Below are 26,207 nucleotides of genomic sequence, written 5' to 3'. Positions count from 1 at the left end.
ATTGTTACCTTGAAGTTATGAAGTATCAGGAAATACCACCGCCAGCATATCTGAAAAACCATGTCCGTTATTTCTGGACTTTGGAAAGCAATGGTATTGGGGAGGCCCCGCATATATTTGGGCCGGTAGCGGATGGTTGTCCGGGCTTAATGTTCCAGCAATCGGCAGACAGTACTTTTCTCTTAAACGATAAACAATTACCCGATCAGCTGTTGTACGGTCAAACCACTAAGTATACCGAGATGCAGTTAACCGGTGCATTTTATTCTATCGGTGTTTGTTGTTATCCGGATGCGTTGAAATCTATTTTCAGATTAAATGCCGATGAGCTGACCAACAGCTGTATGGATCTGGATTTGCTGTCAGTCACCAAAGATTTCAGTCTTGCCGAAAAATTACTGGAAACCCCTTCCTTAAGCGGAAAAATTGATGTAATTGCCGCATTTCTATTCAAGCAGATCAACAAGAATGAATCAGCAGTAGATGATATCACGCAATTTGCATTATCTCAAATTATTGAATCGAACGGTAGTATATCACTGAAAGATCTCCAGGAGCAGTTACAGTTAACGGAAAGAAGTTTTGAGCGCCGGTTCAAACAGGGCGTTGGCATCTCTCCCAAATTATTTTCCCGGATATGCCGTTTTCAAAATTCACTGGCGCAGTTGCGGAGTAATAAGTATAGCAAGCTATCAGATATTGCTTTCGAAAATGACTATGCGGACCAATCCCACTATATCCGTGCGTTCAAAGAGTTTGCGGGTATTTCTCCTAACCAGTTTCAAAAAAAACATACTGACGTATCCGGCAATTTCCTGCTGAAACCCGACAAGTAATCGTTTTTTCTGACGGCTATCTCCACTCATTCCATTAAATTGGGTCCTCAACAAAGGAACGATGGTATGGAAATATTTGCATCTACCCCCCGATTGATTCTGCGGGAACTGATACCGGCTGATGCCGATGGCATGTTAGCACTTAATTCCGACCCGGAGGTAATGCGCTATTTAGCCGGATATCTGATTAGCACGATAGAAGAAGCCCGGGAAAACATTCAATTCATCCGGCAACAGTACAAAGACAATGGCATAGGCCGATGGGCCGTTATTGAAAAAGAAAGCAATGAATTTATAGGCTGGGCAGGGCTGAAGCTCGTTACTACGCCCACGAACAATCACGTTAATTATTACGATGTAGGATACCGCTTCCTCAAGGATTACTGGGGCAAGGGATATGCTACTGAGTGCACCATTGTCGCGCTTCAATATGGGTTTACACAGTTGAAGGCGGACACCATTTATGCCTGTGCGGATGCAGCAAATATCGCTTCCAACCGGGTGCTGCAAAAAACAGGGCTTAGCATGGATGGTACTTTTTACCTGGACGGGGTGTTGCACAACTGGCTTAAGATCAACCGGGAAGAGTGGGCGCAGCGCTACTGACAGGGATATGCTGACTGAGGTGTAGTTACAGCGGGTTGCATTAATTTGCCTGATACATTAAAGTGCCGGCGTTACAATCCATTACCCTCAATCAGCATCCCATTTTATGAAGATTAACAGCATTCAGTTCTTACGAGCCATAGCAGTACTTTTGGTTGTTCACGTACATGCTATTGATACGCAGGAAGCTTTTTCCGTATCACATCAACAAAAATTCTATTTCCTGGAAAACTTTGGCGCCATTGGGGTGGATCTGTTTTTCGCGATATCGGGTTTCATTATCAGTTATGTGGCCAATAGTTACTTCGGGGTAAGAGAAGGGGTAGATTTTCTGAAGAAGCGTTTCCTGAGAATTAATCCTATTTATTATGTGGCCAGTCTTCTGTTCATGGTGATGTTTTGTTTCTTCGACCAGTTCTTTCCGCTAATTGCTGTATTAAATGGGTTGCGGGATACGGTATTGATGTTGCCCGTATTGGGTTCACAAAAAATGCTGCTTCCAATTTTAGTAGTGGGTTGGTCGCTCAGTTTTGAGTGGTGGTTTTACGTGTTATTTTTCGGATTGATTTTACTCCGTATAAAACATAAAGCGTTATTGCTGTTACTTGTTATTCCTGCGCTGGTAGTGATTGGCCAGCTGATACATCCGCAAGATCCCCGTGCTATTTTTTATACCAACCCTATTATGCTGGAATTTCTTTTTGGTGTTATTATTTACTGGTTATACCAACACGCCAAAGTACCTACTGGTGTAGCTGCGTTGTTGTTGATACTGGGCATAGGCGGGTATGTGTATAATATTTTACATGGGTTTGGGGATATCTCCGAGCTGGGCAGTGTTACCAGTGGTACCGGCAGTTTAAAGCGGGTATTACTCTGGGGCTTACCGAGTGCCTGTATTCTGGCAGGTTGTATTTTTCTGGAGAAGAAAGGGGTGTTTGCGAAATTGTGGAACAATCGTTTCGGGCTCCTGGTAGGGGATGCGTCTTATTCTATTTACCTGACCCACTATACATTATTTTATATCCTTACGCAGGTATACATTCACACCGGGTATTTCTGGAATCCGGATCTATCCATCTTTGTACATATGGCGCTGGCGGTAGGCGCAGGTATTTTGTTCTATCAGAAAGTGGAACGTCCGCTGTTAAAGATGCTTCATTCGAAGCCTCCCGTGCCTCCGCCGCCTGTTCATGCTGCTATGCCATGACTCAATATCAGGGGGTATTGGGTAACCAGCCCCCTCTTTTCATCCACCAGATCATAGGGTCCAGCCATTCGTATACGGGTAACCGTTGGGTAAATCCATGGTTACCCACAGGATAGAGATGCAGTTCTGCTGGTATGCCGCCTTTCAGCATTGCCTGATAAAACACCATGCTGTTATTAGCGCTGACTACGCCATCGTCGTTAGCATGGGTAATATAGGCAGGTGGAGTATTGTTATTCACCCATTCTTCATTAGAAAAAAAGGCTACTTTTTCTGCGGAAGGATTCTCACCCAGCAGGCTCACCATAGAACCTATATGAGTCAGTTCTTTGTGCATGGTGATAACGGCATATACAAGGATCATAAAATCCGGCCGCAGATCGGTTTTTTCTTTGTTGGGAATATAGCTTCTGGCGCTATGAGTGCCCAGTGTAGATGCCAGGTGGCCTCCGGCCGAATAGCCGGCAATACCAATTTTATGCGGATCTATTCCCCATTCCGCGGCGTTCATTCTTACCAGTTTGATGGCTTGTTGTGCATCCTGTAGCGGCCCCATACTCTTATCGCGCATGGTAGTTTCTGAAGGGAGGCGGTACTTTACCACAAAGGCGGTCACTCCTTTTGCGGCAAATGCTTCTGCTATTTTATAGCCTTCTTCATCGATGGCCAGGAAGGCGTAGGCGCCGCCGGGGAAAATGATAATCGCTGTTCCATTGGGCTTTTCAGGCTTATAGATCTTGATATTCGGTACATTTTCCGGTGCTAATTTACCAATGCTGTTGGGAATAGAATCTTTATAGAGTGGTCTTGTTTCCTGCGCTTTTAGGCGGGTAACAAATATTGTTAGTGTGCAGATAATGAGGGCCAATAGTTTTTTCATGCGCAGATAATTATGTTCGATTATCTGTCAAAAGAAAAAATTTCCGCCCGGGATACTGTTTGGGGGTTCAGAAAGTAAACGGATTAACAAATGATTTACAAAACCGGATTTGTCTTTCTTCTCACAGGAAACAAGTAATACAACTGTTCCAAATACATTTAATAGACTGATTTTCATTCATATATCAGTTATAACAGTGACACAATACGATACTCTCTCCATAATATTTCTTCCTTTTTAAAAAAAATCCGGATTCCTGTCACGTTTTGCTCTTGCTTCCACTCTTATTAACATCACTCAAATATTGAAACAAAAAAAACGGGATAATTATAAAGCAGGACAGTTCTAATAAAAAAACATAACACCATGACTCAAAACAACAAACATCATCAGCATAAAATGGCCTTCATCATCTGGCTAGCCATCTTCCCCTTAATTACTATTACTTTTTACTTGTTTGGCGACCTGCTAATGCTATTGCCACTGGTAGCAAGAACCTTTTTACTAACAATCATTATTGTTCCCACAGTATTTTATATCATTGTGCCGTTTTACACCAGACTGCTGGCCAATTGGTTTAAATAAATATTGCTTAAATTATTTGTGTTGAAAGACTATCAGACTATATTATTTCCATACGCCTATAATATTTTAGGCTCAGTGGAAGACGCGAAAGACGCAATACAGGATGTGTTATACAACTACCTGGCGGCTGCTAAAACAGATATAGAAAATGAGAAGAACTACCTGATTAAAAGTGTGATCAATCAGGCGTTGTATATTAAACAAAAGAAAAAACAGACGAAGCTGGGAGAAGTATGGCTCCCGGAACCTGTCGCCACCGAAAGTGCCGATGCCAATATTAACCTGCACGACATTGCGTCTTATTCCATGCTGGTGCTGCTGGAACAGCTCAATCCCAAAGAGCGGGCAGTATTTATTCTGAAAGAAAGCTTTGGCTATGCACATGAAGAAATTGCAGATGTACTGGGCATTACCATTGAAGGATCGCGCAAATTATTAAGCCGCGCACGTACACGACTAAACGAATCCAAATCCGTAAGCAACCGTCAAAAAGTGCCTTCCGATATATTGAATAATTTCATTCATGCTATCAGGAGTCGCGATACACATGTACTGGAAGGCCTGCTGTCGAAAGATGTAACCTTCTTTGCAGATGGTGGTGCGAAGATGAACGTCGTGAAAAAGATTGCTATCGGTTTGGAAGAAGTGGCAGCACTGTTGCGCTATATCTACGAAAAATACGACGCTGGTTTCCGTGTTCAGTTTTCCGAAATCAATCACCAGCCGGCGTTGCTGTACTATAACGACACACAGCTGGTTGCCTGCCAGGTACTGGGTGTATCCGCAGCAGATGGAAAAATTTTCCAGGTAAGCAACATCGTAGATCCGGATAAACTCACAGCCCTTTCCGTAGCATAAAAAAGGAAGAGAACGAGGATAGTGGAGCAGTGAAAGTGTTCATCAAGAATTAATTTTCACTGCTATGAATAACACCTTTTCTGGTGTATTTTTAAGACTAAACCTTTCCACTATGAAACAGAAAACCCTCTGTCTCGCTTTAGCCGCGTTCTCCCTTTTTGGCTGTAAAAAAGACCTGGTAAACCCAACTGCCCATACCGGCATTGAAACAGGCAAAAACAGTCTCGCTGCTGGCACGTTAACCGTATCTCTCAACTCCTGGATGGGGTCTATTGCAGACAATACCAGCCTGAGCGCCTTGTCTATTCCCGGCACACACGATAGCGGCGCCCGGAATGAACCAGTGAGCGGTACCGCCAAATGCCAGAACCTCAGCATCCGCGAACAACTAGATGCCGGCACCCGTTTCCTCGACATCCGATGCCGCCACATTGGTGATGCCTTTGCTATCCACCACGGCTCTATTTACCAGAACCTGAACTTTACGGACGTCACCACCGCCTGCTACGACTTCCTGGCGGCCAACCCCTCAGAAACCATTGTGATGTGCGTAAAAGAAGAATATGACCCTACCAACAACACCCGCACGTTTGAGCAAACATTCGACAGCTACACCGCCCTGCAACCCTCCAAATGGTATTTAAGCGATGCTGTACCTAATCTGGGAGCTGTAAGAGGCAAGATAGTACTGCTGAGAAGATTCGGCGCCTCTAACACACCTAAAGGTATTGAAGCCACCAACTGGGCCGACAACACTACCTTCACCATCAACAACACCAACTCCACTTTGCGCGTACAGGATCAATATGTAGTACCTGATAATAATGCCAAATGGACGGGCATTACTAACTTGCTGACCGAAGCCAAAACCGGGAACGCCGCTGTTTTATATATCAATTTTACCAGCGGGTATAAATCACTGATCTTTGGTATTCCCAGTATAACCACTGTTTCCAACAATATTAATCCACGGATCAATACCTGGTTTACCAGCGCTGCCACCGGCAGATACGGTATTATACCTATGGACTTCGCAGCAGCCGATAGAAATACGCTGATCATTAATACCAATTTCTAAAACATTCTTTTATATAAAAAGACAGGCAGGAAATGGATCTCCCACTCCTGCCTGTCTTTTTTATTATAAAGGCTTACCACCCCGGATTTTGCTTCAATGAAGGCGACTTAGATACTTCTCCTTCAGGAATTGGGAAGAGATAAAAATTAGGACTAAAAACGTGTTGGCGGATATCGAACAATTCATAGTTGAAGCCACCGCCGGTTTTGGCCGTTACTTTTACACCTTGTGCCATCCCTCTCAATAATTCTTCGCCACGCAGCCAGCGGCGGGCATCCCACAACTTATGCTCTTCAAACATCAGCTCAATCATTCTTTCATGATGAATGGCTTTCCGCATTTCCTCCTTCGTCATACCAGCTTTCAAGCCATATCCATCATCAACACCCGGCGTAATACCAGCCCGTTTACGGATATCTTTTAATGCCTTGTATACCGACTCCACCGGGCCATCGTATTCATTAGTGGCTTCTGCAAAATTCAACACTATTTCTGCGTAGCGAATCAATGGCCAGCAACGTTCTGTGTTACCACTACCATCTTCATACAACATTTTCCGGATGTAATAACCGGTAGTGGCAGGGCGGCTTACACTCCAGCCATCATTGGAATTCACCGTTACGTTGATAGGATCTTTTTTATTGGTAGATGCAAAGAACCAGGGTGCACCATTATACAGAATAGAATTATCGAAACGTGGATCTCTGTTTTTATACGGTTGCGCCGGATTATATCCGGAGGCAGGATCGGTGATAGGTTTTCCATTTATCATATCAAACATATCCACCGTGGCCTGTGTGGGCACACTCGCATAGTTACCAGACCTGCTGGGCGGTAACCAGCCTCCTTCCAGATCCCTTCCTGGCGCGCGCATACCTGGTAAAATATACTCATCATTACCGGCGCGTACCTGAAACACTTTATAAAAACCATAACCAGGGCGGGTAGTATTGTCTTCATTTAAATTATAGAGAGATAAAGACATCACCCGCTCTGCGGCTGCTGCAGCCTTTTGCCAGCGGTCAGCAGAGAATACAGGGTATCCCACGATTGGTTTAATATCGCCGGCTACATCCGAACGGCCACCGTTGAACAGTGGGCTGGCAGCGTATAATAGCACCCTGGACTTTAAAGCAAKACAAGCCCCACTGGTAATACGGCCATAATCGCCGGGCGCATATTCTCCTTTTGCTGGCAGCAACGCAGCTACTTCATCACATTCTTTCACAATATAGTTGACGCACTCCTCATAGGTAGCCCTGTTTAACACAATGTCTTCTGCCGGCGTAAATACTTTATCGCCGATCAATGGCACGCCACCATAGCATTTCAACAAGATACTATAATACCAGGCCCGCAGAAAACGTGCTTCCGCTTTTAAACGTGCCCTCAGTTCCGCAGACAAAGGGGAAACATCCACTTTGCTTAGGAACAGGTTCACCCTTCTAATGTTGCGATAAGGCGTCAGCCAGTTATTCAGGATCTGCACATTTTTGGAGGCGTCTGTTGTCTGAGAAGAAATGGCGCCGCCAATCATAATCACCACATCATTTTGTGGTCCTACATAACGTAAAGGTTCGCTTTCATTGCTTACTACCGGATGCCCGCCCGCTTCCCAGCGCCCCGGGTCAAAAGAAAACCCGATGTCGGAATAGATACCGGACAGGAAATCCATGGTTTTAGCACTATCTGAAAAAGTAGTTGCTTCATTCAGATTACCAGATGTTTTTTTATCAAGGAAATCGCCGGATTTTTTACAGGCGTTGAGCCAAACAAAGATCAACAGCAGATTTACAGGTATAATCAGTTTTTTCATGTATGACTCATTTACTAAAAGGAAATATTAACACCAAAATTCATGATCTTCTGGTTCGGATACGTAGACAACACGCCACCAGAACTAACTTCAGGATCGGCCTGGTACATTTTAGTTACGTTAGTCCAGGTGAGTACATTATACGCATTCGCATATACGCGGATGCTCCTCAACCTTGTAGGTTTAATGAATGCTGCCGGCAACTCGTATCCCAGCTCCACATTTTTCAAGCGGATATACTTTGCATTGATAAACCAGAAATCGGAGGGATTGATAAATCCGCGGCTGATCTCTGAGGCAGGACTTGATAATACAGGGAACTTAGCGTTATCCTTATTTTCCGGCGTCCAGCGGTCCATGTGTATTGGCTGAAAATTGGTAGACATCACATCTATACTTTCAGAAGTCAGGCGTAGGCTGTAGTTGAATGCCGACTGTACCAGCGCGCTAAAGCTGAAACCTTTGTAATTGAAACCGAGCGTTAACCCCAATACGGTGTTAGGTAAGTTGGGGAATCCCATTACGCGCTGATCCATTTTGTTGATGACTTTATCCCCATTCAGGTCGGCATATTTCAGGTCGCCGGGCATTACCGGTGTAGGTGGCACCGCGCTGGTGTCGATATCGCGCTGATCGCGGTAAAAACCGATGAAATGATAGCCGCGTATCTGCCCGATAGAGCTACCGGTGAGCGCCAGCCATGGATAGCGTTGTGCAGGTTCATCCTGGTAGAGAATTTTATTTTTTGCAAAGGAGAAAGTACCCCGCACAGAATATTGGAATTTGCCAGCGTTATTCCGGTAGGTAATCTCTCCATCAAATCCCTTATTTCTCACTCTACCCAGGTTTACCGGAGGTAAACCTACTCCTATTAACTGCGGAATGCTGGAGCGCGGCGCCAGAATGTCGTAACGATAATTATTAAAATAATCTACTGTAGCAGACAGTTTCCCATCAAAGAGAGCAATGTCTACACCGATATTGGCTTTCTTTTCTTTTTCCCAGGTTACTTCATTATTCCCAAGCGTTCCTTCGCGGATACCGGTAACGGGTGTATGAATTTCACCAAAAGAATAACTTCCTTCCCGATTGTATACCTGCTCATAAATGTAGCGATAGCCTCCTACGTCGTCAGAGCCTACTAATCCATAAGAGCCGCGTATTTTCAGCAAGTCGATACCGCTGACATGATCTCTGATGAATGGCTCCTCTGCCATATTCCAGCCTACAGAGATAGCGGGGAACAGTCCGTATCGTTTATTGGATACAAACCTGTCGGTGCCATTATATCCGGCATTGAATTCTATCAGGTACTTCTGTGCATAGTCATAGCCTAACCGCATGGAATAGCCCAGGAAATTAGCCGGTGTATAGCGGGGCGTAATTTCCGCATCATCTTTAATGGCGGTATTGCGGTTAAACAATCCCAGGCTGTAAACGTGGTGTTTTTTATTAAAGGTACGATCGTAGTTGATCATCCCCTGAGTAGTGAGTATTTTATCCCCAGCCTCTGTGGAGTAATCGAGCTTCCAGCCCGGAACCCTGTACAGGGTGGCATCACGGGGGGTATAGCTGCCGTCGGTAGGATTATAATAATAAGCAGGGAAGGCCGCTGTAGTACGGGATAACCCTCTCGTATAGGAGTTACCGTTAGCATAGGCAATCGTACCTTTCAGCGACAATCCTTCGGTGATCATGTCCAGCTTCTGCGTAGCTCCTACTGCCACATTCAGATCGTTCTGATGCTTGCGGCTATAGCCCAGCAATGCCAGTCGCCCTACGATGTTCATAGTACCGGGCATACTGATGTTATGTCCGTATGAGCCGTTAGGGTTATATACCGGATAAGCGAAAGGCGGCAGGAAGTTATAGCTGTATATTTCTCCGATCAGGCCGTTACTATTTGGACTATTGGTAATAGGAGAATTCGTTTCACCGAATCGGCCGGTAATATCCGTGCGGATGCTCAGGGTTTTCGTAGCCTGTACATCCAGGTTGGAGCGGAAGTTGTAGCGTTTATAGTAATAGTTGTTATTTACATCTGCCTTATCAGAAAAATTCTTGATAAACCCATTTTGCCACAGGTATCCCATAGATACGAAGTACTTTACTTTATCTGTACCCCCTGAAATATCAAGGTTATTGCGGGATTGCAGCGAATAATTATTAGCAAGGGTTTCGAACCAGTTTACATCCGGATGCCCGTAGGGGTCCGCACCACTTTTAAACAGGTCCAGGTCTTCCTGCGAGAAGCGGGGTGTTTGTTTTCCGTTTACCATGGCTTCATTGGTCAGCAGCGCTGATTCATACGCATTCAGAAATTTGGGTTTATATGCCCACGACTGCCGGCCCAGCTCTGATTTGAAGCTAATAGAAGGCGGACCATTTTTACCCCGGCGGGTGGTCACCACCAACACGCCGTTAGCACCTTTAATACCGTAGATGGCAGTGGTGGAGGCATCTTTCAGAATGGAGATGCTTTCAATTTCATTGGGGTCCAATGCGGCTACATCATCATAACTTACTTCAATATCATCCATAATCACCAGTGGTTTATTGGAAGAAGCGAAAGAGCTTTGACCACGGATAAAAAAGGTGGCCGCATCAGCACCGGGTTGTCCGCTGCGTTGCTGGGAGAAAAATCCGGGTAAACGTCCCATGAGGGTATTTTGTACGCTCGCGGTAGGACTTTGCCGGATTTCCTTTCCGCCCACTACGCTAACTGCACCGGTATTGGTAATTTTCTTCTGTTTACCAAAACCTACAATCACCACATCTTCCAGCCCTTTGGCATCTCTTCTCAGTATTACCTTTACTTCTCTTTTGCCGGCGATACTCACTTCCTGAGACAAGTATCCCATCATATTTATGACGAGTGTGTTGGTGTTTCCTTTTATTTTCACTTCGAAACCACCGGCTTCGTTGGCGACTGCGCCATTGGAAGGAAGGCCTTTCTCAATGACAGTGGCGCCTGGTAAAGGGTTTTCGCCATCTGTTACTACACCTTTAATGATACGGGTTTCGATGACGGTGGCTCCTGTTTCCTTCACAACGCGGGTTTGTGCCTGCGTTATCAACGGAAGTAGGATAACCATTATGCTTAGTTGTAAAATACGTGTATTCATACCTGTTAGCTTATCATTTAGTAATCAGCGGGATTCCCAGCCATCATTTTGTTGCAGCCTGTTGTTTTTAATAATCTCCGCATAAGGAATCGGATAGAGATACAGCTTAGTGGCAAACTTTACATTATTCACCGGTGTTAGCTGGTAGCTAAGGCTGTTGTCCGGGTTCAGTGTAATGCGGGTGCCATGCAGGGTACCGTTCAACACCTGGTCTGCTATTTTCCAGCGACGGATATCCCAGAAACGATGTTCTTCAAACGCCAGTTCCACGCGTCTTTCATGACGAATCACGTCGCGAAGTTGTTGTTGGGTAAGTCCGGCTTTCAATGTGAAGGGCTGTAATCCGGCACGTTTACGGATACTTTCTACCGCGGCATAGATACCTGCGTCTGGCCCATTGGCTTCATTCTGTGCTTCTGCAAAGTCGAGCAGTATTTCTGCGTAACGGAAATAGATGAAGTTATGGGTCTGATTGGCATAAGCGGTGCTTTTGGAGTAATCCGCCATAAACTTGCGCATATAGTATCCGGTGCGTGTTTGCAGTACGGTACCTCCGGGTTTGTCTCTGCCGCCTTCATAGGTTTCTACTGGTCTGCCCAGCCATTTCATCCCATTGTACATCACGGTGTAGTCCAGGCGGGGATCGCGGCCCTCGTATGGCTTACTGGCATTGTATCCGGAAGCCGGGTCTGTAATAGGTAGCCCATTTTTCATTTCAAAGGCATCCACCAGTTCCTGTGTAGGGCTGGTAACACCCGATCCCAGGCCGTTACCGGTATATCCAACAGGGCCATTTGTTTTCTCTACATCTGTTGTATTGGCGCGTTGTTTAGCAAAAATCACCTCTGTATTTTTCCGGGTGGTAAACACATTAGGGAAAGATGCTACCAGGGAAAAGGTATTAAGGTCCATCACGGCCTTTGCAGCATCGGCAGCAGCCTGCCACTTGCTTTTGTCGTTGGTAGGATTATTCAACGGACTGGCGTCATATAATAGTACACGGGCTTTCAGTGACATGGACACCGCTTTTGTAACACGGCCCAGGTCCTGATCCGATGCCGGATCAATCCGCAGACTATCCTTCACTGCATCACATTCATTGCTGATGTATTGCACACATTCTTTCCAGTTGTTTCTTGGCAGTTGCAGATCATCTTGCAGGGTAAATATTTTATCTCCCAGCAAAGGCACGCCACCATAACGTTTTATCAACTCAAAATAAAAGTAAGAACGCAGCAGGCGTACTTCCGCTTTCCAGTATTTTTTCTCGTCTTTCGATATTAAAGGAACGCGGTCGAAGCTTTTCATGAAAATATTGCACTTACGGATAGCCGCATAAGCATCTCCCCAAAAATCATCCATGAGGTTAAATGCGGTAATACGCCCATTGGTAAAGCTTTCTATAGTAGAGCTAATCTGTGACGACACCGCATCATCTGACGCTGCATCCAGCAGGTTCAGCGGGGTAGTAGTCCCTATTCTGTTAAACCCATCCGGAAGGCGGGAGTAGATGTCGAGGGAGTAGTTGCGGGCATATAATCCCAGGGAGTCGGTTACATCAAATATCTGGTCTTCCTGCCACTGTTCCAGTGGTACTTCTTCAATACCATTTTTTTTACAGGAGAAGAGTAACAAGCTCCCCGCCAGCAACGTAAAATATAGAGATCGTTTCATGTTTACTTATTTTATGGACGGCCTGTTATAGTTTGATATTCACGCCTGCGTTGTATACTTTTTGCAACGGAAATAATCCGCCGAAGGTTTCGGGATCACCATGTTTCATCTGACTGGAAGTCAGCAGATTCATACAGTTCACGAATACACGAACACCAGCAATATGTGCACGATTAAGCATAGCCGTAGGCAATGAGTATCCCAGCTCTACATTCTTCAAACGGATATAGTCTCCCTTCTGCATCCAGAAGGAGGAAGTAGTATGGTTGTTCGGATTAGTGCCGATGCTTAAGCGTGGATAAGTAGCAGTAGCAGCGGTTTCGGGGGTCCAGCGCTCGAGGTGGTGTTCAAAAACCTGACCTTTTCCGTTGTTCTGGAACTCCCATTCAATGGCGCCACCCAGATACACGGTTCTATTTTTAACCCCTTGCAGCAACAGGTTAATATCAAACCCTTTCCAGCTTCCACCGATGGATAGTCCATAAAACAGGATGGGCTTATTAGGCAATAGCGCTTTCTGATCGAACTGGTTGATAACACCGTCCTGGTTGAGGTCTTTATATTTCAGATCCCCGGGAACAGGCGTATAGCCGTCAATGGTAGCATGTCCGGCTATTTCTTCTTTATTTTGGAAGAAGCCTTCTGCCTCATAGCCAAAAATCTGATTAATGTTTTGTCCCGTGCGATTCATCCAGGGATACTTGCGGTATACTTCATCCTGGAATATGATGGTGCCTTTGTTCAGTGAAAGATTGCCAGATACAAACCAGTTGAAGCGATGCACATTTCCGGAGTAGTTTAACTGCAGTTCTGTGCCGGTGTAGCGGTTGATACCAATGTTTTCATTCGGATAGGTATTCCCGATAATGGTGGTATTACGGCCACGTTGCTGCATCAGGTCAGCATAACGGTTGTTATAGTAGTCGATGCTGATGCCCAGTTTGTCGGAGAAGAGGCTGGCATCTACGCCTATATTAAACTTACGCGATTTCTCCCAGGTAGCATCCGGATTGGCCAATACTTTTTCAGTAGAAGTATAGAAGAATGTGCCGGAAGTGCCCAGGTAATATCCTTTGCTATCCCCATAGTACTGGTTGTATACAAAATAACCCACATTGGCATTTCCACCAGCACCATAGGAAGCACGCAGTTTCAATAAAGACACCGCCGGTATATTTTCGTAGATAAAGGCTTCTTTCGCCATATCCCAGCCTATCCCGATGCTGGGAAACAAGCCATAACGTTTACCCGGTTGATATCTGTCGAGGCCACTGTAGGAGGCGGCTGCCTCCAGCATGTATTTTCCTTTGTAGTCGTAGGAAAATCTGGCGGCAAGATTAGTATAGTTCAGCGGCAGTGCAGATCCGCTGACGATGTTCTGCCGGTTGGCCATCATTTCGGTGTTGAAATGATGGTGGTTAATGGTGCGTTCCCAGCCGAGCGACAGGGAAGTATAAAAGTTTTTTCCCTGTGGCATCACCATCATGGTATTGGCCTGGTCTCCATCGTTACCAAACTTCTGGTAGCTGGTATCACCGGTAGGGCTGACATTCATTTTGTAAGTGGCAAATGTTTTGGAGCGGTCTGTTGTTTCAGCGTAGGAAGTATTAAAGGAGGCAACTCCTTTGATGTACAGTCCTTTCAGCAGATCATCCAGTTCTCTTTTCAATATTACGTCGGCCATCACATCTCTGGCATAGCCCGGGCGATAGCCTGATTTTACGGCCTGTCCGTACAGGTTAGACTGATAATCCTGGCTACCACCCAGTGATCCATCCGGGTTAAATTTCGGATAGGCGTTGGAGGGAGTTGTTAACATTCCTCCGTACAGGTTCATGGTAAAGGCGCCGGGATCGTTGCTGTTCTGAATACGACCGGAGAGGTTGAGTGACACATTGAGTCGGGGTGTAACGTCTACGGATATATTAGAGCGAATGATATAGCGCTTATAATCTGAGTTGGTATTATAGGTATTAAAGGGCGCTGTGTTAAAAGGGCCTTGTTGATTAAGGTAATCCAGGGACACAAAATAACGGGCGATATTGCTGCCACCGGAGGCGTTGAGATTATACCTGCTGAAGGACGACCTGTTCCGCAGAATTTCATCGTACCAGCTTACGTCCGGGTGGCCATAGGGATCAGTACCATTTTTATAAAGGTCCAGGTCTTGTTGGGAATACACGGGTGTTTTACTATCGTTTGCCAATGCTTCATTGTACAACCGGGCGTAATCATAGGCTCCTAAAGGCTTGGGTAGGAATGCCAGTTGTTGTATACCTGTTTGCGCAGTAAAGGAGATGTGGTGACTTTGCGGGCTGCCTTTGCGGGTAGTGATCAACAGTGCGCCGCCGGAGGCTTGTTGTCCGAGCATGGCGGTGGCGAGGGCATCTTTCAATACGGTGACAGATTCCACTTCTTCGGGAGAAATAGATAATGCTTCTCTGGGGACGCCGTCCACTATAATAAGCGGGGTTACGCCACGTAAGCTCATAGATGGGCCGTCGAGGCCGGGCAGGCCGCTGCTTTGTATGGTGAATAACCCTGCGAGTCTTCCCGATAGTGCATTTGATAAGTTACCTACGGGGGATTTCACCAATTCATTGGTCCCAATTTGCGAGACGGAGGCCAGTGTGGCTGCTGGTTTTTGCTGGCGGTAAAGCAGGTTATAGGCTGCTACCGGCGATAATTTGGTGGTGTCTTTGGCCGATGGCTTAGGACGTTCTTTTACCTGGGCTTGTCCTTGCTGAGAGGCCGTCAGGAATAGCGGCACAGCCCATAGCAAGGCCGTGACACGATTAAGATAACGTATCATAGTTAGATTAGGTTGAGTAATTACAATAGGAAGTCGGGCGACGCAATCGTGCAAACGTTTGCATTACCAGATCAAAAAATAAGTTGCTGCTGAAATACGCGTACTACATGATACAGGATGTTTTTTACATAACTATTGATGGAAGTTTTGTTGCATAAGGAATTTCATTGTTCGGGTTTACCAATGTAAACGTTTGCATAAAAATAACAATAAAAAATTTATATGCAAACTTCCCGGAAAAAATATCTGGTTAGGCGGTAGTAGCTGCTGCATTTTTTCATTTACCGGATAAGCATAAAAAAATATCACTTCTTTAGGTAGAAAATAATTGGTTACTTTAAAAAAATCTATTTCCCTATATCATGTTTTCCTTCTTCCGTAAAAAAACAGCAACGCTACATTCCATTAGTATTACAGATTTGGGCTGGCCAGTTGCCAAACACGATCAACAGATTATTCAATGGAAGAACCCTGAACAGACCGTGGCTGTATCCATCAATTTTTTCGATCTGCCTCCGGATATTCCCGCCAGTAAGGACATTCAGGTAATAAGAGACTTCTACCGGAATATGGTATCCCGCGCAAATGGTGGCATCATTGACGTATCGTTGTGTCAACTGCAGCAGCATACAGCGATACATACCCTGCTCAAATTACCACAGGAGCCACGCGGGACGATGTATCTGGCTTGTTTAACATTACCTTTTAAAAATTGCAGTTACGTTCTTAAAGTACAGGCAGTAGAAGCCGGTCCTACCGGGATGAGAGAAGCATTTATTGCAGACAGGCTACTCAATACACAAGGAAGAGACGCTTTATCTAACTGGGCTGCTGATCCATATGATCCGCATTTTCAGGAAGGCGCCCTGATGAATATGTCAGAGCAACCTATTCACGACGCTTCCTTTCCGAAACACCCGCTAACGATTGCCAGACAGCTTATTTTGCAAATACAATCAGGCTTCCAACAAGCGCCTGAGATAGATAGACTATTACCATTTTATCGCGAATAAAATCCATACAACACGGTCAGTTATCCTGATCTTTTTTTGTCAACCTAAGCTTCGAACATTTTCATGATAGCTTTGTTAAATAAAAAAAGAGCCTGACACTGGCATATCCTTTAACTCAAAATAACTGTCATCATTATACATCTATATACTTACGGAGTCAGTGAAAACCCTTCCTAACTCCTTATTCCATTCACCATACATCTGTCTGCATACATGCTGTATGGTGAATGCCCATTCGGTAAATACGAACAGGTAGCGGATGGACCGCACTATATAGTTAATGCAGATCCAATTATCCAGTGGTGTGGCGATTTTCCTGCATTTCTACCCACACAGGTGGCTAACCTGACGAGCACACTGGCAATGATTGTATAGTAACGTAGGTTCGAATCCTGCCCTGTTCGCCAATAAGATCCATTTTACCCCCATACCGGGGAAAACAACGAACCTATATTTGTATGCTTCCTTCCTGCATTTAGCAATATCCGGGTGGTATTAAACCCGCTTGTATCGTACTATTGCAGCCGATGAGTATTCTTGGGATTTACATCATATTTTAACTTTGTTCAATATTTGAATTTTGTATATAATAATCATAGTTGTAAATTGATACCGTGATTGTCATATCAGCAACGCGAAAAACACCTCATGGAGCAAATACAAAACGGTAAATGTGTGTACATTCTGAACACAGGGAAAAACCTGTATAAGATTGGCAAAACGCAGGACCTGCATAAGCGGTTAGCTGTGTATCATACACACCTGCCTGTTATGTTTCGTGTGATCAGGCAGTATGCAGCGTTGAACATGACCGATCTGGAAGAAAGTCTGCATATTGTTTTTCAACATAAACGCGTAAAAGGCGAGTGGTTTGAATTAAGCAAAGACGACCTGATTATCTGCGACAACGTAGCCCGTAACTATGCCCTGCAAAACCTGCAGCGGCAGCCCAAAAAACAGGCGGATATTGTTTTCAGCAATAACCCCATGCTACAAGTCATGGAAGCCAACGAGAAATACCTGCAGGATTATTCCAGGATCGCCGATGATGTTAAACTAGGCCTCAACAATAATGAGATTTTTGAATTGCATGAAGGCACGGTGAGCAAAGTCGTCATTGAAACCGTAAGAAGATTACTGAAATACCGGACACCGAATTCGGAATTTCTGGGCAAATGGCTGCGTGTGGCTGGCGAGCTAAGTAATCAGACCAGTGAGCGTAGTATTCTTCAGAAATATAAGGGAGAAGTAAGCCGCTCTACTATACAAATGATAAAACGGATATTGCACAATCAATTATACTAAAGGGGAATTATTTAATGGTTTCCCGGCGAAACTCACCTGGCGCCATCCCGGTGGTTTGCGCAAATAAGCGGGAGAAAGATGCCAGGTCCTCATAGCCTACCCGATAACAGATTTCAGAAATACTCAGCTTCGTGGCTCCCAATAATTTTTTAGCTGTTTCAATTCGTTTTTCCTGTATCCATTTACCGGGTGTAGTATCTAATTCCTCACGGAATTTCCGGGATAAGGTACGGGAAGACATTTCCATTTGCTGCGATAAAAAAGTCAGATCCAGTGCTTCTATATTATCCTTCAGTAATCTCGTCAATCGTTTTTCAAAATGCCCCATTTCCTCTTCTACCGGAATTTCATAGGGACTCTGAAACTCCCGTGCAGGAGGAAGTACCAGCAATTTGCGTACGCGCTTTAATGCCTTTGCATAACCCAGATCCGTTAGCAGCGCGGCTATTAGTTCCAGGCCGGCAAAGCCGCCACCAGCGGTATATATATTCCCTTGTTTCACCACCAGCCGGGATGGCTCCCAACGAACGGAGGGAAACCGTTGCTCCACCAATTGTTTCATCCACCAGGAAATAGTGGCCCGCTTCCCATCTAATACACCATTAGCCGCCAGCAGGTAGGGAGCACCACAGGTAGCTGCAATAATAGCCCCCTGGCGTTGTGCGGCTTTTATAACCGGCGCCGCCAGCCTGGCTTCTTCCTCCAGCAAACGAACATCCGGTGAAGCAGCTGCACCCGCACCCGCCAACACAATTAATACATCGGCTTTCTTCGTTGCTTTCTTCTTTGCCTTAAAAGAAATAGCGGAACGAGAAATAGCCTGTGGTTGGGCAGATACAAATTCAAACGTAAATACAACACCCTCATTCACCGCATTCACGGTCTGTAATATTTCTACCAAACTGGAAGCAATGGCGGCATAAAAACCTGCAGGCAAATAAATCACAAAATGCATGTGGCAATTTTTGCATAGTAATTGTCAAATAAGACATGTCGAAGATAGCGAATGTCTGGTAATATTGACATCTGAAATAAATGGAATCATGAAAGCAATTACATTTGATCGCATTGGCGATCCGGCCGCAGTATTGCAGCTATCAGCCCTCCCGACACCCAACATAAAAGACGATGAAGTACTGATCAGAACCACCGCGGCTTCTATTAATCCCGGCGATTTTCTTTTCATTCAAAATCTATATCCGGAACCAAAGAAACCGGTACTTCCTCAACAAATTGGTGGTAATCACGGCGCAGGTATTATTGAAAAAGTGGGGAAAAATGTGTCTTTACAACCCGGTACACATGTAGCCTTTAGCTACTACAACTCCTGGGCGGAATATGTAGCCGTACCGGCGGCATGGATCATTCCCTTACCAGCAGATTATCCACCGGAACTGAGTAGCCAGTTTATGAATCTGATCACGGCATGGGACCTGTTGAAACAATCGGGCGTTAAACCAGGACATTGGCTGGCACTTACCGCCGGCTACTCTACCGTTTCCATTATGGTTACTCAGATGGCGAAACAGCAGGGGATTCCCGTTATCTCTATTGTTCGGCGTATAAAGCACCCCAACTTACTGGAATCGCTGGGGGCCGATGTGGTCATAGACCTTTCGGCAAACCCAAACGGCATTGCTGCCCCCATCATGGAAATAACCGGCAACAAAGGAGCAAAAGGCATTATTGATAACGTAGGTGGCCCTGTTACCGGAGAGCTGATCCGGAGCAGCGATTTTGGCGGACGGCTGGTGATTAACGGTGGTATGAGTGCAGAGCAATACTCCCTTCACAATTTCGATGTGCTGTTAAAGGGATTGCAGATTCAATCGCATGTTTACCGTTACTTCTTCAAACCACCTTCCCATGAAGATGCTGCACTACTGGATGAAATAGCCACCACCTCTATGCAATTTGAGGCAAATGTTTCTGGCATACATCCTTTCGAAGATTTTAATATTGCCATTCAAAAAAGCACCAATTCTCCGGAAGGCGGGAAACAAATTTTCCGTCCTTAAAATTTCTGTTTTGTTCGTTATTGTACAATTTCCAGCTAACGGCCGGATAGATCTTTGTAAAAAATAACGTCAACTTATGAAATTATCCTTTTCTTTATTGGTACTGCTTATGATGACTGCCTTCGCCATGAAGAGCAGTGCACAATCCACTGATTTACAGGAAGCCAAACAGGCCATCGCCAAAGCGAATGCCTCGCATTTTGGTTTGTTTGCTAAAAATGATGGCTCTATTCTGAGCTTGTATACAGATGATGCCTGTCTGTTAATGCCGGGCGCGCCTGCCTCCTGCGGAAAGGATGGCATGGCTAAATTTTTTAACAGCGCATATGCTGCCGGCTCCAGGAATGGGAAAATTGTTACCCTGGATATTTATGGAGATGGAAAAGAATTTGTAACGGAAGAAGGATTAACAGAAGTGTATGATGCTAACGGAAAAGTGCTGGGAGCAGGCAAATACATAGTGATTTGGAAGAAGACAAAAGATGGCTGGAAGATGTTCCGGGATATGTTTAATGGTAATAAATAATATTTCCCGCTGCCGGACAGGTAACTGTGCGGCAGCGGATCACACACCGGATACCATTTGTCCGGCACGGATTTCCGACGGCGTTACCCCGGTAAACTTTTTGAACTCCCGGATGAAATGTGCCTGATCAAAATAGCCGCAGTCATAGGCAATACTGGTCAACGATTGTTCACCTGCATGAATCAACTCCAGGCTTTTATTAAATCGCCGTATGTGAAAGAAGGCTCTCGGTGTAAGGCCTACATTATCGAGAAATAATTGCTGGATATAGCGTTCAGAAAAACCATACTTATGCGCCAGCAATTTAATATTAAACAGTTCCCCTTCTGCGCTGATATGGCTACAAATCCGCTCCAGCATAGTGACTTTATTGCTGCGCCTTTTGCTGCCCAGCAGTCGTTGCACGAGGAACTGATCCAGCTCTTTTACTTTCTGTTCAATAGTGGGGGCCTGCATGAGCCGGTCGTAAAATTCGGCCGACGCTTTGCCCAGCAAGCCTTCCAGGTCAACCGAATCATTGGTAAATTCTGAAATGGGATTGGGGAAAAAGAGCGCATTGGCGTAAGGAAAAATCCGTGCAATTAATACCATCGTTCCTTTGGTAACTGTTAGCCGGGTGGGCACGGTTAACTGTCCCAGTACTTCTACTTTAGGCATATCAATAGGGCGACCGTTGATAATAGTGCTGGCAGTACCGCCAGATATATTAACCGCAAAATCAATATACCCACTGGGAAAAAATGTTTGATTCGTCATGTCCTGTTCGCTGGTAAAAACCCAGTATCCMTTTACATATGACTTTAATGGAAGCGACGGCAGATATTGCATAGGTGTGTGCTGTAAATTGCTTCATATCTCCTGCAACAGCGCTATTACATCATTGGGCCCGACAAACAATACAAATCTATAGTGCTGCTCAGAAATTTATCTAACTAATATAACACAATATTGGCTAATTGTTTAAGCCTCATCTGCATTAGTTGCGGATGAGGCTTAAACAATTCATTTTGAATGATAACGGAGATAACTTACTCCTTATCCTTTATTTTATTCAATAGCCGGGTAAGTGCTATTACCTCCTTATCAGTTAGTGACGCATATACGTTATCGGCCGTTTCAAGATTCCGGGTAACTTCCTGGTATACTTTCAACCCTTCCTTTGTGAGCGAGGCATCAATTTGCCGTTTGTCGGTCAGCTTTGCCTGCTTGGTGATCAGCCCCTTCAGCACCAGTCTGTCTACCAGCCGTGATACGCCGGCATTTTTTTCAATCATCTGATCCAGTATCTGCGCGGTGGAAAGCGGCTCTTTTGCATCATGAATGATTTTCAGCACATTATATTGCTGGGCGGTAATACCGTATGCGGCAAAGAATTCCTGTGCCTGGTCATATACCCAATTAAAGGTTTGTACCAGGGTGATGCCCAGTGTTCTGCGTATCGGTAATTCGTTGGCCTTACTCTTCCGGGATAGCTGCATATACTATTTTGTAGGTGTAAAGCTACTTAACAAAATGTTATTGAATCAGGTAACCACCATCCACTGGCAGATAGGCGCCGGTACAGAAACTGGCATCTTCTGATGCAAGGAACAGAAATGCCTTCGCAATCTCCTCTGGTTTACCCAACCGCTTCATTGCGTGTTTAGACTCCATATAGGCTCTGTATTCGCTGCTGGAGGCAGCGTTGTCCATTAGCAGGGGTGTTTCAATATAACCGGGTCCTATGGCGTTTACGCGGATGTTATTAGTGGCATTTTCCAGCGCCGCTACTTTGGTGAGTCCTACCAGGCCGTGTTTGGAAGAAGCATAGGCTGCGATGCCCTGTTCTGCCACCTGGCTCATAATGGACCCCATATTAACAATAGCCCCGCCAGTAGCTTGTTTTCGCATCTGTGCAATCTGGTATTTCAATCCGTAAAAAACGCCGCTTAAATTAATATTTAAAACCCGATGCCATTCTTCTATTGTTTTTTCATGCAAAGGGGCAGCATCTACCACACCGGCGTTATTCAATGCTATATCCAGGCTGCCAAAGGCTTTTACGGTATCATTTACGGCGCGTTCCACGTCCTCTGGCTTTGATACGTCACATTTCACAAAGATGGCTTCGGTACCTTCTTTTCTTATTTCCGCCAGTACGTCCTGGTTTTCTTTAATATCTGCAATGGCTACTTTGGCGCCTTCGCGGGCGATTAAAATAGCGGATGCTTTTCCTATGCCTGAGTTACCACCGGTAATGAAGGCTACTTTGTTTTCAAATCGCTTCATAATCATACCACCAGTTTTTTAATACTGGCTAATCAAATTTAATGATTAGTCATCAATTATTAGTCATTAAATTTGAAAATTGGGAAATATTTCACAGGAAGAAGGGTGTACAGGCCCTCCTTAAATTGCTGGAAGGGATATTAATTATTTCCTGGTCTGTTATTAAATGCGCTGGCCTGCACATCTACAATGCATATAGATATTTAATACTAAAAATCAAATATTTGTTTTAAAATTTGCTCTCCTAATGAAGCATTGCTAACTTGTAGTAACATATGACTTCATTCTGGGCAGCGGCTAAACAAAAAGAAGATTTTTTAATGTCTACTCATGGAAAATAACAATATCATTGCAACATACCTGACAGGCTTAAACGAACACCTGTCCGAAGATGACAAAGCCGAACTGTCTCATGCTTTCGGCGCCACAGACCAGCAATTAGCCGATTTAAAACATCACTACCCCAACTGCCCGGATGCACTGATGCAACTGCTAAAGCAGATCAACGGCACCTATTGGCAGCCATATAACGATCATGAGATTTCCGTACTGATATTGGGTTCTGATGTATTTGAATATCCATACTACTTAAAATCTGTTGAACAGATATTGGCAGGCAGTGGATTCGACACCAGCATTCATGAAATGTATGCTCAATATATAGACGATATGCCTGAACTGGTTGGAAAGGGTATTGATCCCAATGTAAATATTACCCGCTGGCTTTGTTTCTCTGATTGCATGAATAATGGCGGCACCTCACAGCTCTTTCTTGATTTTAATCCTTCACCCGAAGGTGTATCCGGCCAGGTAGTACGCTTCCTGCATGATCCAGACAGTTTTAAAGTTATTGCAAATAGTTTTGATGAGTATCTTCAGCAGCTTATTGATGAGGGATATAATTTTATCATACCTGAAGATTGAGCTCTACCACGTTCCACCAGGAGAAAAAAGTAAATCTATTGGACAATTTACTTCATAAAGCCATTGATAGCCACTTGCGTCCCTTATGCAAAATGGTTCCATTAAGTAAACCATTTCTTTGTAAGCCGCAGTCGTCAAATAACATTCAAAATCCATATCTTCTGCCCTTGCTATGCCTCGGTCTATGTTTGATATCTTAAGTGTAAGGCTACAATTCAACGATTCGATGAAGTTAAGTGAGGAAAGACGGACTTCTTTTTGCCCTTCCAAAAGCTCTCTTTCAATTATTTCTTTTAAACGTAATGCCTGATGTTTATCGAAATCATAAAGTCGAATCAAACGTTCTGAGACAACATCTTCATGCTTGCCGCTGTCAGTAAGGTCGTCAAGAAATTCCAGTTTCATTAATTGGGTTTAAGAGTTTACAGTAGTTAAGTCTTTTGAATGAAGATATTAAATAACAGGAATTCTCGCCAGTATTCCCGAGCTTCGTTGTCAAGTGATTTTATATTTATATTMGTTACTATGGCAGATTCATCTCATACAGAGAAAAACATTCACTATGTCACGAGTTTCCAGGAGCTGGTTTCCACGCCATTTAGCGGGGAAATGAATGCAATTTGCTGGACTCGTCAACTACGGGGTGATTTTTCCGAGATCGTTGAAAAGGTGGCGCTAAGCGGAAATATAACGGAAATTGAACCCGATGAACTTCGTGCGCTTCCCTTGAGTGAACAAGGGCTACTTGCCCGTGATATTCTTTTAAATGATCTGGAGCTATTGAAAGATTATGGCGCATCGCCCGTTCTGAATGTGATCAAACACTATGACCGGGATGATACTTATCCGTTTTTCCCAACTGATGTATATTCTTTTCACGTAGATAGCTCTCCGGTACCAACCAATACCTTTTTATGTACCTACTATGGAGCGTCCAGTGAAATACTGCCCAATGCACAAGGCACAAAGAAAGTACTTATTCCGGCCATACGTGATGAACTCAAAAAACTATATCGTGGAGCGAAGGAGGATTTTGAATCATTTTTAAGTGAGCACTGCTTTGATCTGCATTATCAGGCGATGCCTGATGCCCGTCCTATTAGCTTAGGACTTGGGCACCTGTGGAGGTTGGCAGTTGATCATCCTGAAAGCCAGGTTCTTCCATGTCTTCATCGTGCACCAATGGAAAAACCAGGGGAAAGCAGGTTGTTGCTGATCTGCTGAATTTTGTAATAATGTTTATCATTACTTCCTTCAATTCTTGTAGTCTCAAAAATTGAAGAAAAAATCAGTCGCGGAGAAATGCAGCTAATAAATACCATAGAGATATTTCCATATAATTTCTGTAACAAAAATTATGAACTCCCTAATGGGAACCAGATTGAATTCCCTAACGAGTGGAATCAATTTTGGAAAAAAAATATAGCAGATAAAAATTTAGACCGGTTAGAGGCCATCAGAAAAGGTTCTTACCTGGTTGACATTCAAACCATCAATGATACGGAACTGGCAACAATCCTGGAGAATGAACTCAAAGACGTTGAACTATGGGATTTTGAAGAACAAGTTGGCCGGATAAACGGAGGAATCGTTTTAGAAGACAATAATATAACCTACATAGAACCCAGTTGCTGCGGAGATATTGGAGATATTAATGGATGGGAAAGTATCTTCGAAAACGGGCTAAACCAATGGCACCAATTATGGATAGGGCATCCGTGGGTTTACTACAGAAAAGATAACGGAATCATCTCCTTCTCTAACTATACGGAATCAAATCCTGAACACGATGAAAATATTGATATACTTTTCCGCCTACCAGTATCAGACCTACAAATGGAATTAAGAAAAATAAGAGAACAGCAAAACAAGCTTGAACTCCGCATTCGAAAAGCCCTTGACAAAATGGGAATTGCAAATGCGGAGCAGATTTCGAAACTAATGACAGGGAATGTATAAAGTATTCAATCATTTTTCCTTACACATACTAAATTATCCCTCCTGTTTCAACCTGGTTTCCTTGTAATCTAATTCCCCTATATTATGAACCGATTTATATTGATTTTCTTTTTGCTTCTTCATTTGACAATGCGTGGGCATTCTCAATCTTCCGATTTGAAGTTTCCTGATCGGGTTATATTACCTGATAATTTTAAAGAGGCAATTGCCGATAGGGTTTCAGAATTTGAACGGCTATTTCACAATGATAGCACATGTAAAAATTATTCAACAGCTTTCATCCTTGATAAAATAGACACCGACAGTAATTACGGTTATTTGTTTATCGCTGAATACTGGATAGCGTTTCACTACAGTGAAATTATTCCCGAGCTGATTAAACGATTGACAATCAAAAAGGAGATCGGCCTGGTAAATTCAGCAGATTTAATAATCATAGAAAGAGTTAGAAATAAGCAAATGCAATTGTATGGTCATGGGGGTGTTTGTACAAATGATCTGTTTACCATTGCAGGTCGCGCCAATCAACTATTAGCCGTAGTTACCGGAGAGAATTTCGGTAATGTATCGATGTATTCAACAAAAGAACAATTGGAAAAATTACAGCGTAGCTGGATAAAATGGCTGAAAGCCTTGCCTCAAAATTGACCCCAAAAAGCCTACTCATCACTGAGTAGGCTTTTTTACTATGTCGTGATAACTTTATTCGAACTG

Annotated in this window: 24 protein-coding genes; 14 read left to right on the top strand and 10 right to left on the bottom strand. The window is 44.2% G+C overall.

Annotated elements, in window-relative coordinates:
• Window positions 1-17: 17 nt before the first annotated feature.
• From AC1DFM_RS29980 to AC1DFM_RS29970, 3 genes are all read left to right on the top strand, one after another.
• Entirely contained in the window at window positions 18-836 is an 819-nt protein-coding gene (locus AC1DFM_RS29980; RefSeq protein ID WP_477080469.1) for a DUF6597 domain-containing transcriptional factor, read from the top strand.
• Window positions 837-902: 66 nt separating this feature from the next.
• Window positions 903-1,442, top strand: a complete 540-nt coding sequence (locus AC1DFM_RS29975; protein ID WP_477080468.1) for a GNAT family N-acetyltransferase — start codon at window positions 903-905, stop codon at window positions 1,440-1,442.
• A 106-nt stretch (window positions 1,443-1,548) separates the two neighbouring features.
• Window positions 1,549-2,652 (top strand): acyltransferase family protein, encoded by a 1,104-nt coding sequence (locus AC1DFM_RS29970; RefSeq protein WP_477080467.1) that lies wholly within the window; start codon window positions 1,549-1,551, stop codon window positions 2,650-2,652.
• A gap of 7 nt (window positions 2,653-2,659) precedes the next feature.
• Here AC1DFM_RS29970 and AC1DFM_RS29965 read toward each other — a convergent pair whose 3' ends face one another.
• Window positions 2,660-3,532, bottom strand: a complete 873-nt coding sequence (locus AC1DFM_RS29965; protein ID WP_477080466.1) for an alpha/beta hydrolase — start codon at window positions 3,530-3,532, stop codon at window positions 2,660-2,662.
• Window positions 3,533-3,898: 366 nt separating this feature from the next.
• Here AC1DFM_RS29965 and AC1DFM_RS29960 point away from each other — a divergent pair, with 366 nt between their 5' ends.
• The 3 genes from AC1DFM_RS29960 (at window position 3,899) to AC1DFM_RS29950 (ending at window position 6,053) form a co-directional block, all read left to right on the top strand.
• Window positions 3,899-4,117, top strand: coding sequence for a hypothetical protein (locus AC1DFM_RS29960; protein WP_477080465.1), 219 nt, complete (start codon window positions 3,899-3,901; stop codon window positions 4,115-4,117).
• Between the two features lie 18 nt (window positions 4,118-4,135).
• Window positions 4,136-4,975 carry a sigma-70 family RNA polymerase sigma factor gene (locus AC1DFM_RS29955; protein ID WP_477080562.1) on the top strand — a complete coding sequence of 280 codons (840 nt, stop codon included), beginning with the start codon at window positions 4,136-4,138 and terminating at the stop codon, window positions 4,973-4,975.
• Between the two features lie 112 nt (window positions 4,976-5,087).
• The gene (locus AC1DFM_RS29950; RefSeq protein WP_477080464.1) at window positions 5,088-6,053 is read left to right on the top strand and encodes a phosphatidylinositol-specific phospholipase C; all 966 of its coding nucleotides are present in this window, start codon (window positions 5,088-5,090) and stop codon (window positions 6,051-6,053) included.
• A gap of 73 nt (window positions 6,054-6,126) precedes the next feature.
• Here the strand turns inward: AC1DFM_RS29950 and AC1DFM_RS29945 are convergent, their stop codons facing one another.
• From AC1DFM_RS29945 to AC1DFM_RS29930, 4 genes are read right to left on the bottom strand one after another with little or no spacing between them, the layout of a single operon-like run.
• A complete protein-coding gene (locus AC1DFM_RS29945) occupies window positions 6,127-7,869 on the bottom strand; it encodes a RagB/SusD family nutrient uptake outer membrane protein (protein WP_477080463.1) in 1,743 nt (580 codons plus the stop codon).
• A 14-nt stretch (window positions 7,870-7,883) separates the two neighbouring features.
• Entirely contained in the window at window positions 7,884-10,964 is a 3,081-nt protein-coding gene (locus AC1DFM_RS29940) for a SusC/RagA family TonB-linked outer membrane protein (protein WP_477080462.1), read from the bottom strand.
• Window positions 10,965-11,018: 54 nt separating this feature from the next.
• Complete coding sequence (locus AC1DFM_RS29935) at window positions 11,019-12,668, bottom strand: RagB/SusD family nutrient uptake outer membrane protein (RefSeq protein ID WP_477080461.1); 1,650 nt, start codon at window positions 12,666-12,668, stop codon at window positions 11,019-11,021.
• Between the two features lie 25 nt (window positions 12,669-12,693).
• Window positions 12,694-15,480: a SusC/RagA family TonB-linked outer membrane protein gene (locus AC1DFM_RS29930; RefSeq protein WP_477080460.1), complete on the bottom strand. Its 2,787-nt coding sequence runs from the start codon at window positions 15,478-15,480 to the stop codon at window positions 12,694-12,696.
• A 362-nt stretch (window positions 15,481-15,842) separates the two neighbouring features.
• Between AC1DFM_RS29930 and AC1DFM_RS29925 the strand changes: the two genes are divergently transcribed.
• Together AC1DFM_RS29925 and AC1DFM_RS29920 are read left to right on the top strand one after the other, a co-directional pair.
• Window positions 15,843-16,493: a hypothetical protein gene (locus AC1DFM_RS29925; RefSeq protein WP_477080459.1), complete on the top strand. Its 651-nt coding sequence runs from the start codon at window positions 15,843-15,845 to the stop codon at window positions 16,491-16,493.
• Window positions 16,494-17,141: 648 nt separating this feature from the next.
• Window positions 17,142-17,798 (top strand): GIY-YIG nuclease family protein, encoded by a 657-nt coding sequence (locus AC1DFM_RS29920; RefSeq protein WP_477080458.1) that lies wholly within the window; start codon window positions 17,142-17,144, stop codon window positions 17,796-17,798.
• A 7-nt stretch (window positions 17,799-17,805) separates the two neighbouring features.
• Here AC1DFM_RS29920 and AC1DFM_RS29915 read toward each other — a convergent pair whose 3' ends face one another.
• The gene (locus tag AC1DFM_RS29915) at window positions 17,806-18,753 is read right to left on the bottom strand and encodes a GlxA family transcriptional regulator (protein ID WP_477080457.1); all 948 of its coding nucleotides are present in this window, start codon (window positions 18,751-18,753) and stop codon (window positions 17,806-17,808) included.
• Between the two features lie 88 nt (window positions 18,754-18,841).
• Between AC1DFM_RS29915 and AC1DFM_RS29910 the strand changes: the two genes are divergently transcribed.
• Window positions 18,842-19,816 carry a quinone oxidoreductase family protein gene (locus AC1DFM_RS29910; RefSeq protein ID WP_477080456.1) on the top strand — a complete coding sequence of 325 codons (975 nt, stop codon included), beginning with the start codon at window positions 18,842-18,844 and terminating at the stop codon, window positions 19,814-19,816.
• A gap of 76 nt (window positions 19,817-19,892) precedes the next feature.
• Window positions 19,893-20,342: a YybH family protein gene (locus tag AC1DFM_RS29905; RefSeq protein WP_477080455.1), complete on the top strand. Its 450-nt coding sequence runs from the start codon at window positions 19,893-19,895 to the stop codon at window positions 20,340-20,342.
• 39 nt (window positions 20,343-20,381) lie between these two features.
• Here AC1DFM_RS29905 and AC1DFM_RS29900 read toward each other — a convergent pair whose 3' ends face one another.
• The 3 genes from AC1DFM_RS29900 to AC1DFM_RS29890 all read right to left on the bottom strand — a co-directional run bounded on the left by AC1DFM_RS29900 (window position 20,382) and on the right by AC1DFM_RS29890 (window position 22,610).
• Window positions 20,382-21,170, bottom strand: coding sequence for a helix-turn-helix domain-containing protein (locus AC1DFM_RS29900; RefSeq protein ID WP_477080454.1), 789 nt, complete (start codon window positions 21,168-21,170; stop codon window positions 20,382-20,384).
• A 200-nt stretch (window positions 21,171-21,370) separates the two neighbouring features.
• Window positions 21,371-21,820 carry a MarR family winged helix-turn-helix transcriptional regulator gene (locus AC1DFM_RS29895; RefSeq protein ID WP_477080453.1) on the bottom strand — a complete coding sequence of 150 codons (450 nt, stop codon included), beginning with the start codon at window positions 21,818-21,820 and terminating at the stop codon, window positions 21,371-21,373.
• Window positions 21,821-21,857: 37 nt separating this feature from the next.
• Window positions 21,858-22,610 carry an SDR family NAD(P)-dependent oxidoreductase gene (locus tag AC1DFM_RS29890; RefSeq protein ID WP_477080452.1) on the bottom strand — a complete coding sequence of 251 codons (753 nt, stop codon included), beginning with the start codon at window positions 22,608-22,610 and terminating at the stop codon, window positions 21,858-21,860.
• Window positions 22,611-22,940: 330 nt separating this feature from the next.
• Here AC1DFM_RS29890 and AC1DFM_RS29885 point away from each other — a divergent pair, with 330 nt between their 5' ends.
• On the top strand, window positions 22,941-23,534 hold the full coding sequence (locus AC1DFM_RS29885) for an SMI1/KNR4 family protein (RefSeq protein WP_477080451.1): 594 nt from the start codon (window positions 22,941-22,943) through the stop codon (window positions 23,532-23,534).
• Between the two features lie 3 nt (window positions 23,535-23,537).
• Here the strand turns inward: AC1DFM_RS29885 and AC1DFM_RS29880 are convergent, their stop codons facing one another.
• Entirely contained in the window at window positions 23,538-23,939 is a 402-nt protein-coding gene (locus AC1DFM_RS29880) for a hypothetical protein (protein WP_477080450.1), read from the bottom strand.
• Between the two features lie 120 nt (window positions 23,940-24,059).
• Here AC1DFM_RS29880 and AC1DFM_RS29875 point away from each other — a divergent pair, with 120 nt between their 5' ends.
• The 3 genes from AC1DFM_RS29875 (at window position 24,060) to AC1DFM_RS29865 (ending at window position 26,141) form a co-directional block, all read left to right on the top strand.
• Complete coding sequence (locus AC1DFM_RS29875; protein WP_477080449.1) at window positions 24,060-24,758, top strand: hypothetical protein; 699 nt, start codon at window positions 24,060-24,062, stop codon at window positions 24,756-24,758.
• 78 nt (window positions 24,759-24,836) lie between these two features.
• A complete protein-coding gene (locus AC1DFM_RS29870) occupies window positions 24,837-25,493 on the top strand; it encodes a hypothetical protein (protein WP_477080448.1) in 657 nt (218 codons plus the stop codon).
• Between the two features lie 84 nt (window positions 25,494-25,577).
• Window positions 25,578-26,141, top strand: a complete 564-nt coding sequence (locus AC1DFM_RS29865; RefSeq protein ID WP_477080447.1) for a hypothetical protein — start codon at window positions 25,578-25,580, stop codon at window positions 26,139-26,141.
• Window positions 26,142-26,207: the final 66 nt, after the last annotated feature.

It is taken from the genome of Chitinophaga sp. 05T412 (genome assembly GCF_056396465.1).
Note: the sequence above shows the minus strand (reverse complement) of the source record. Positions and strands in the feature narration are given on the sequence as shown.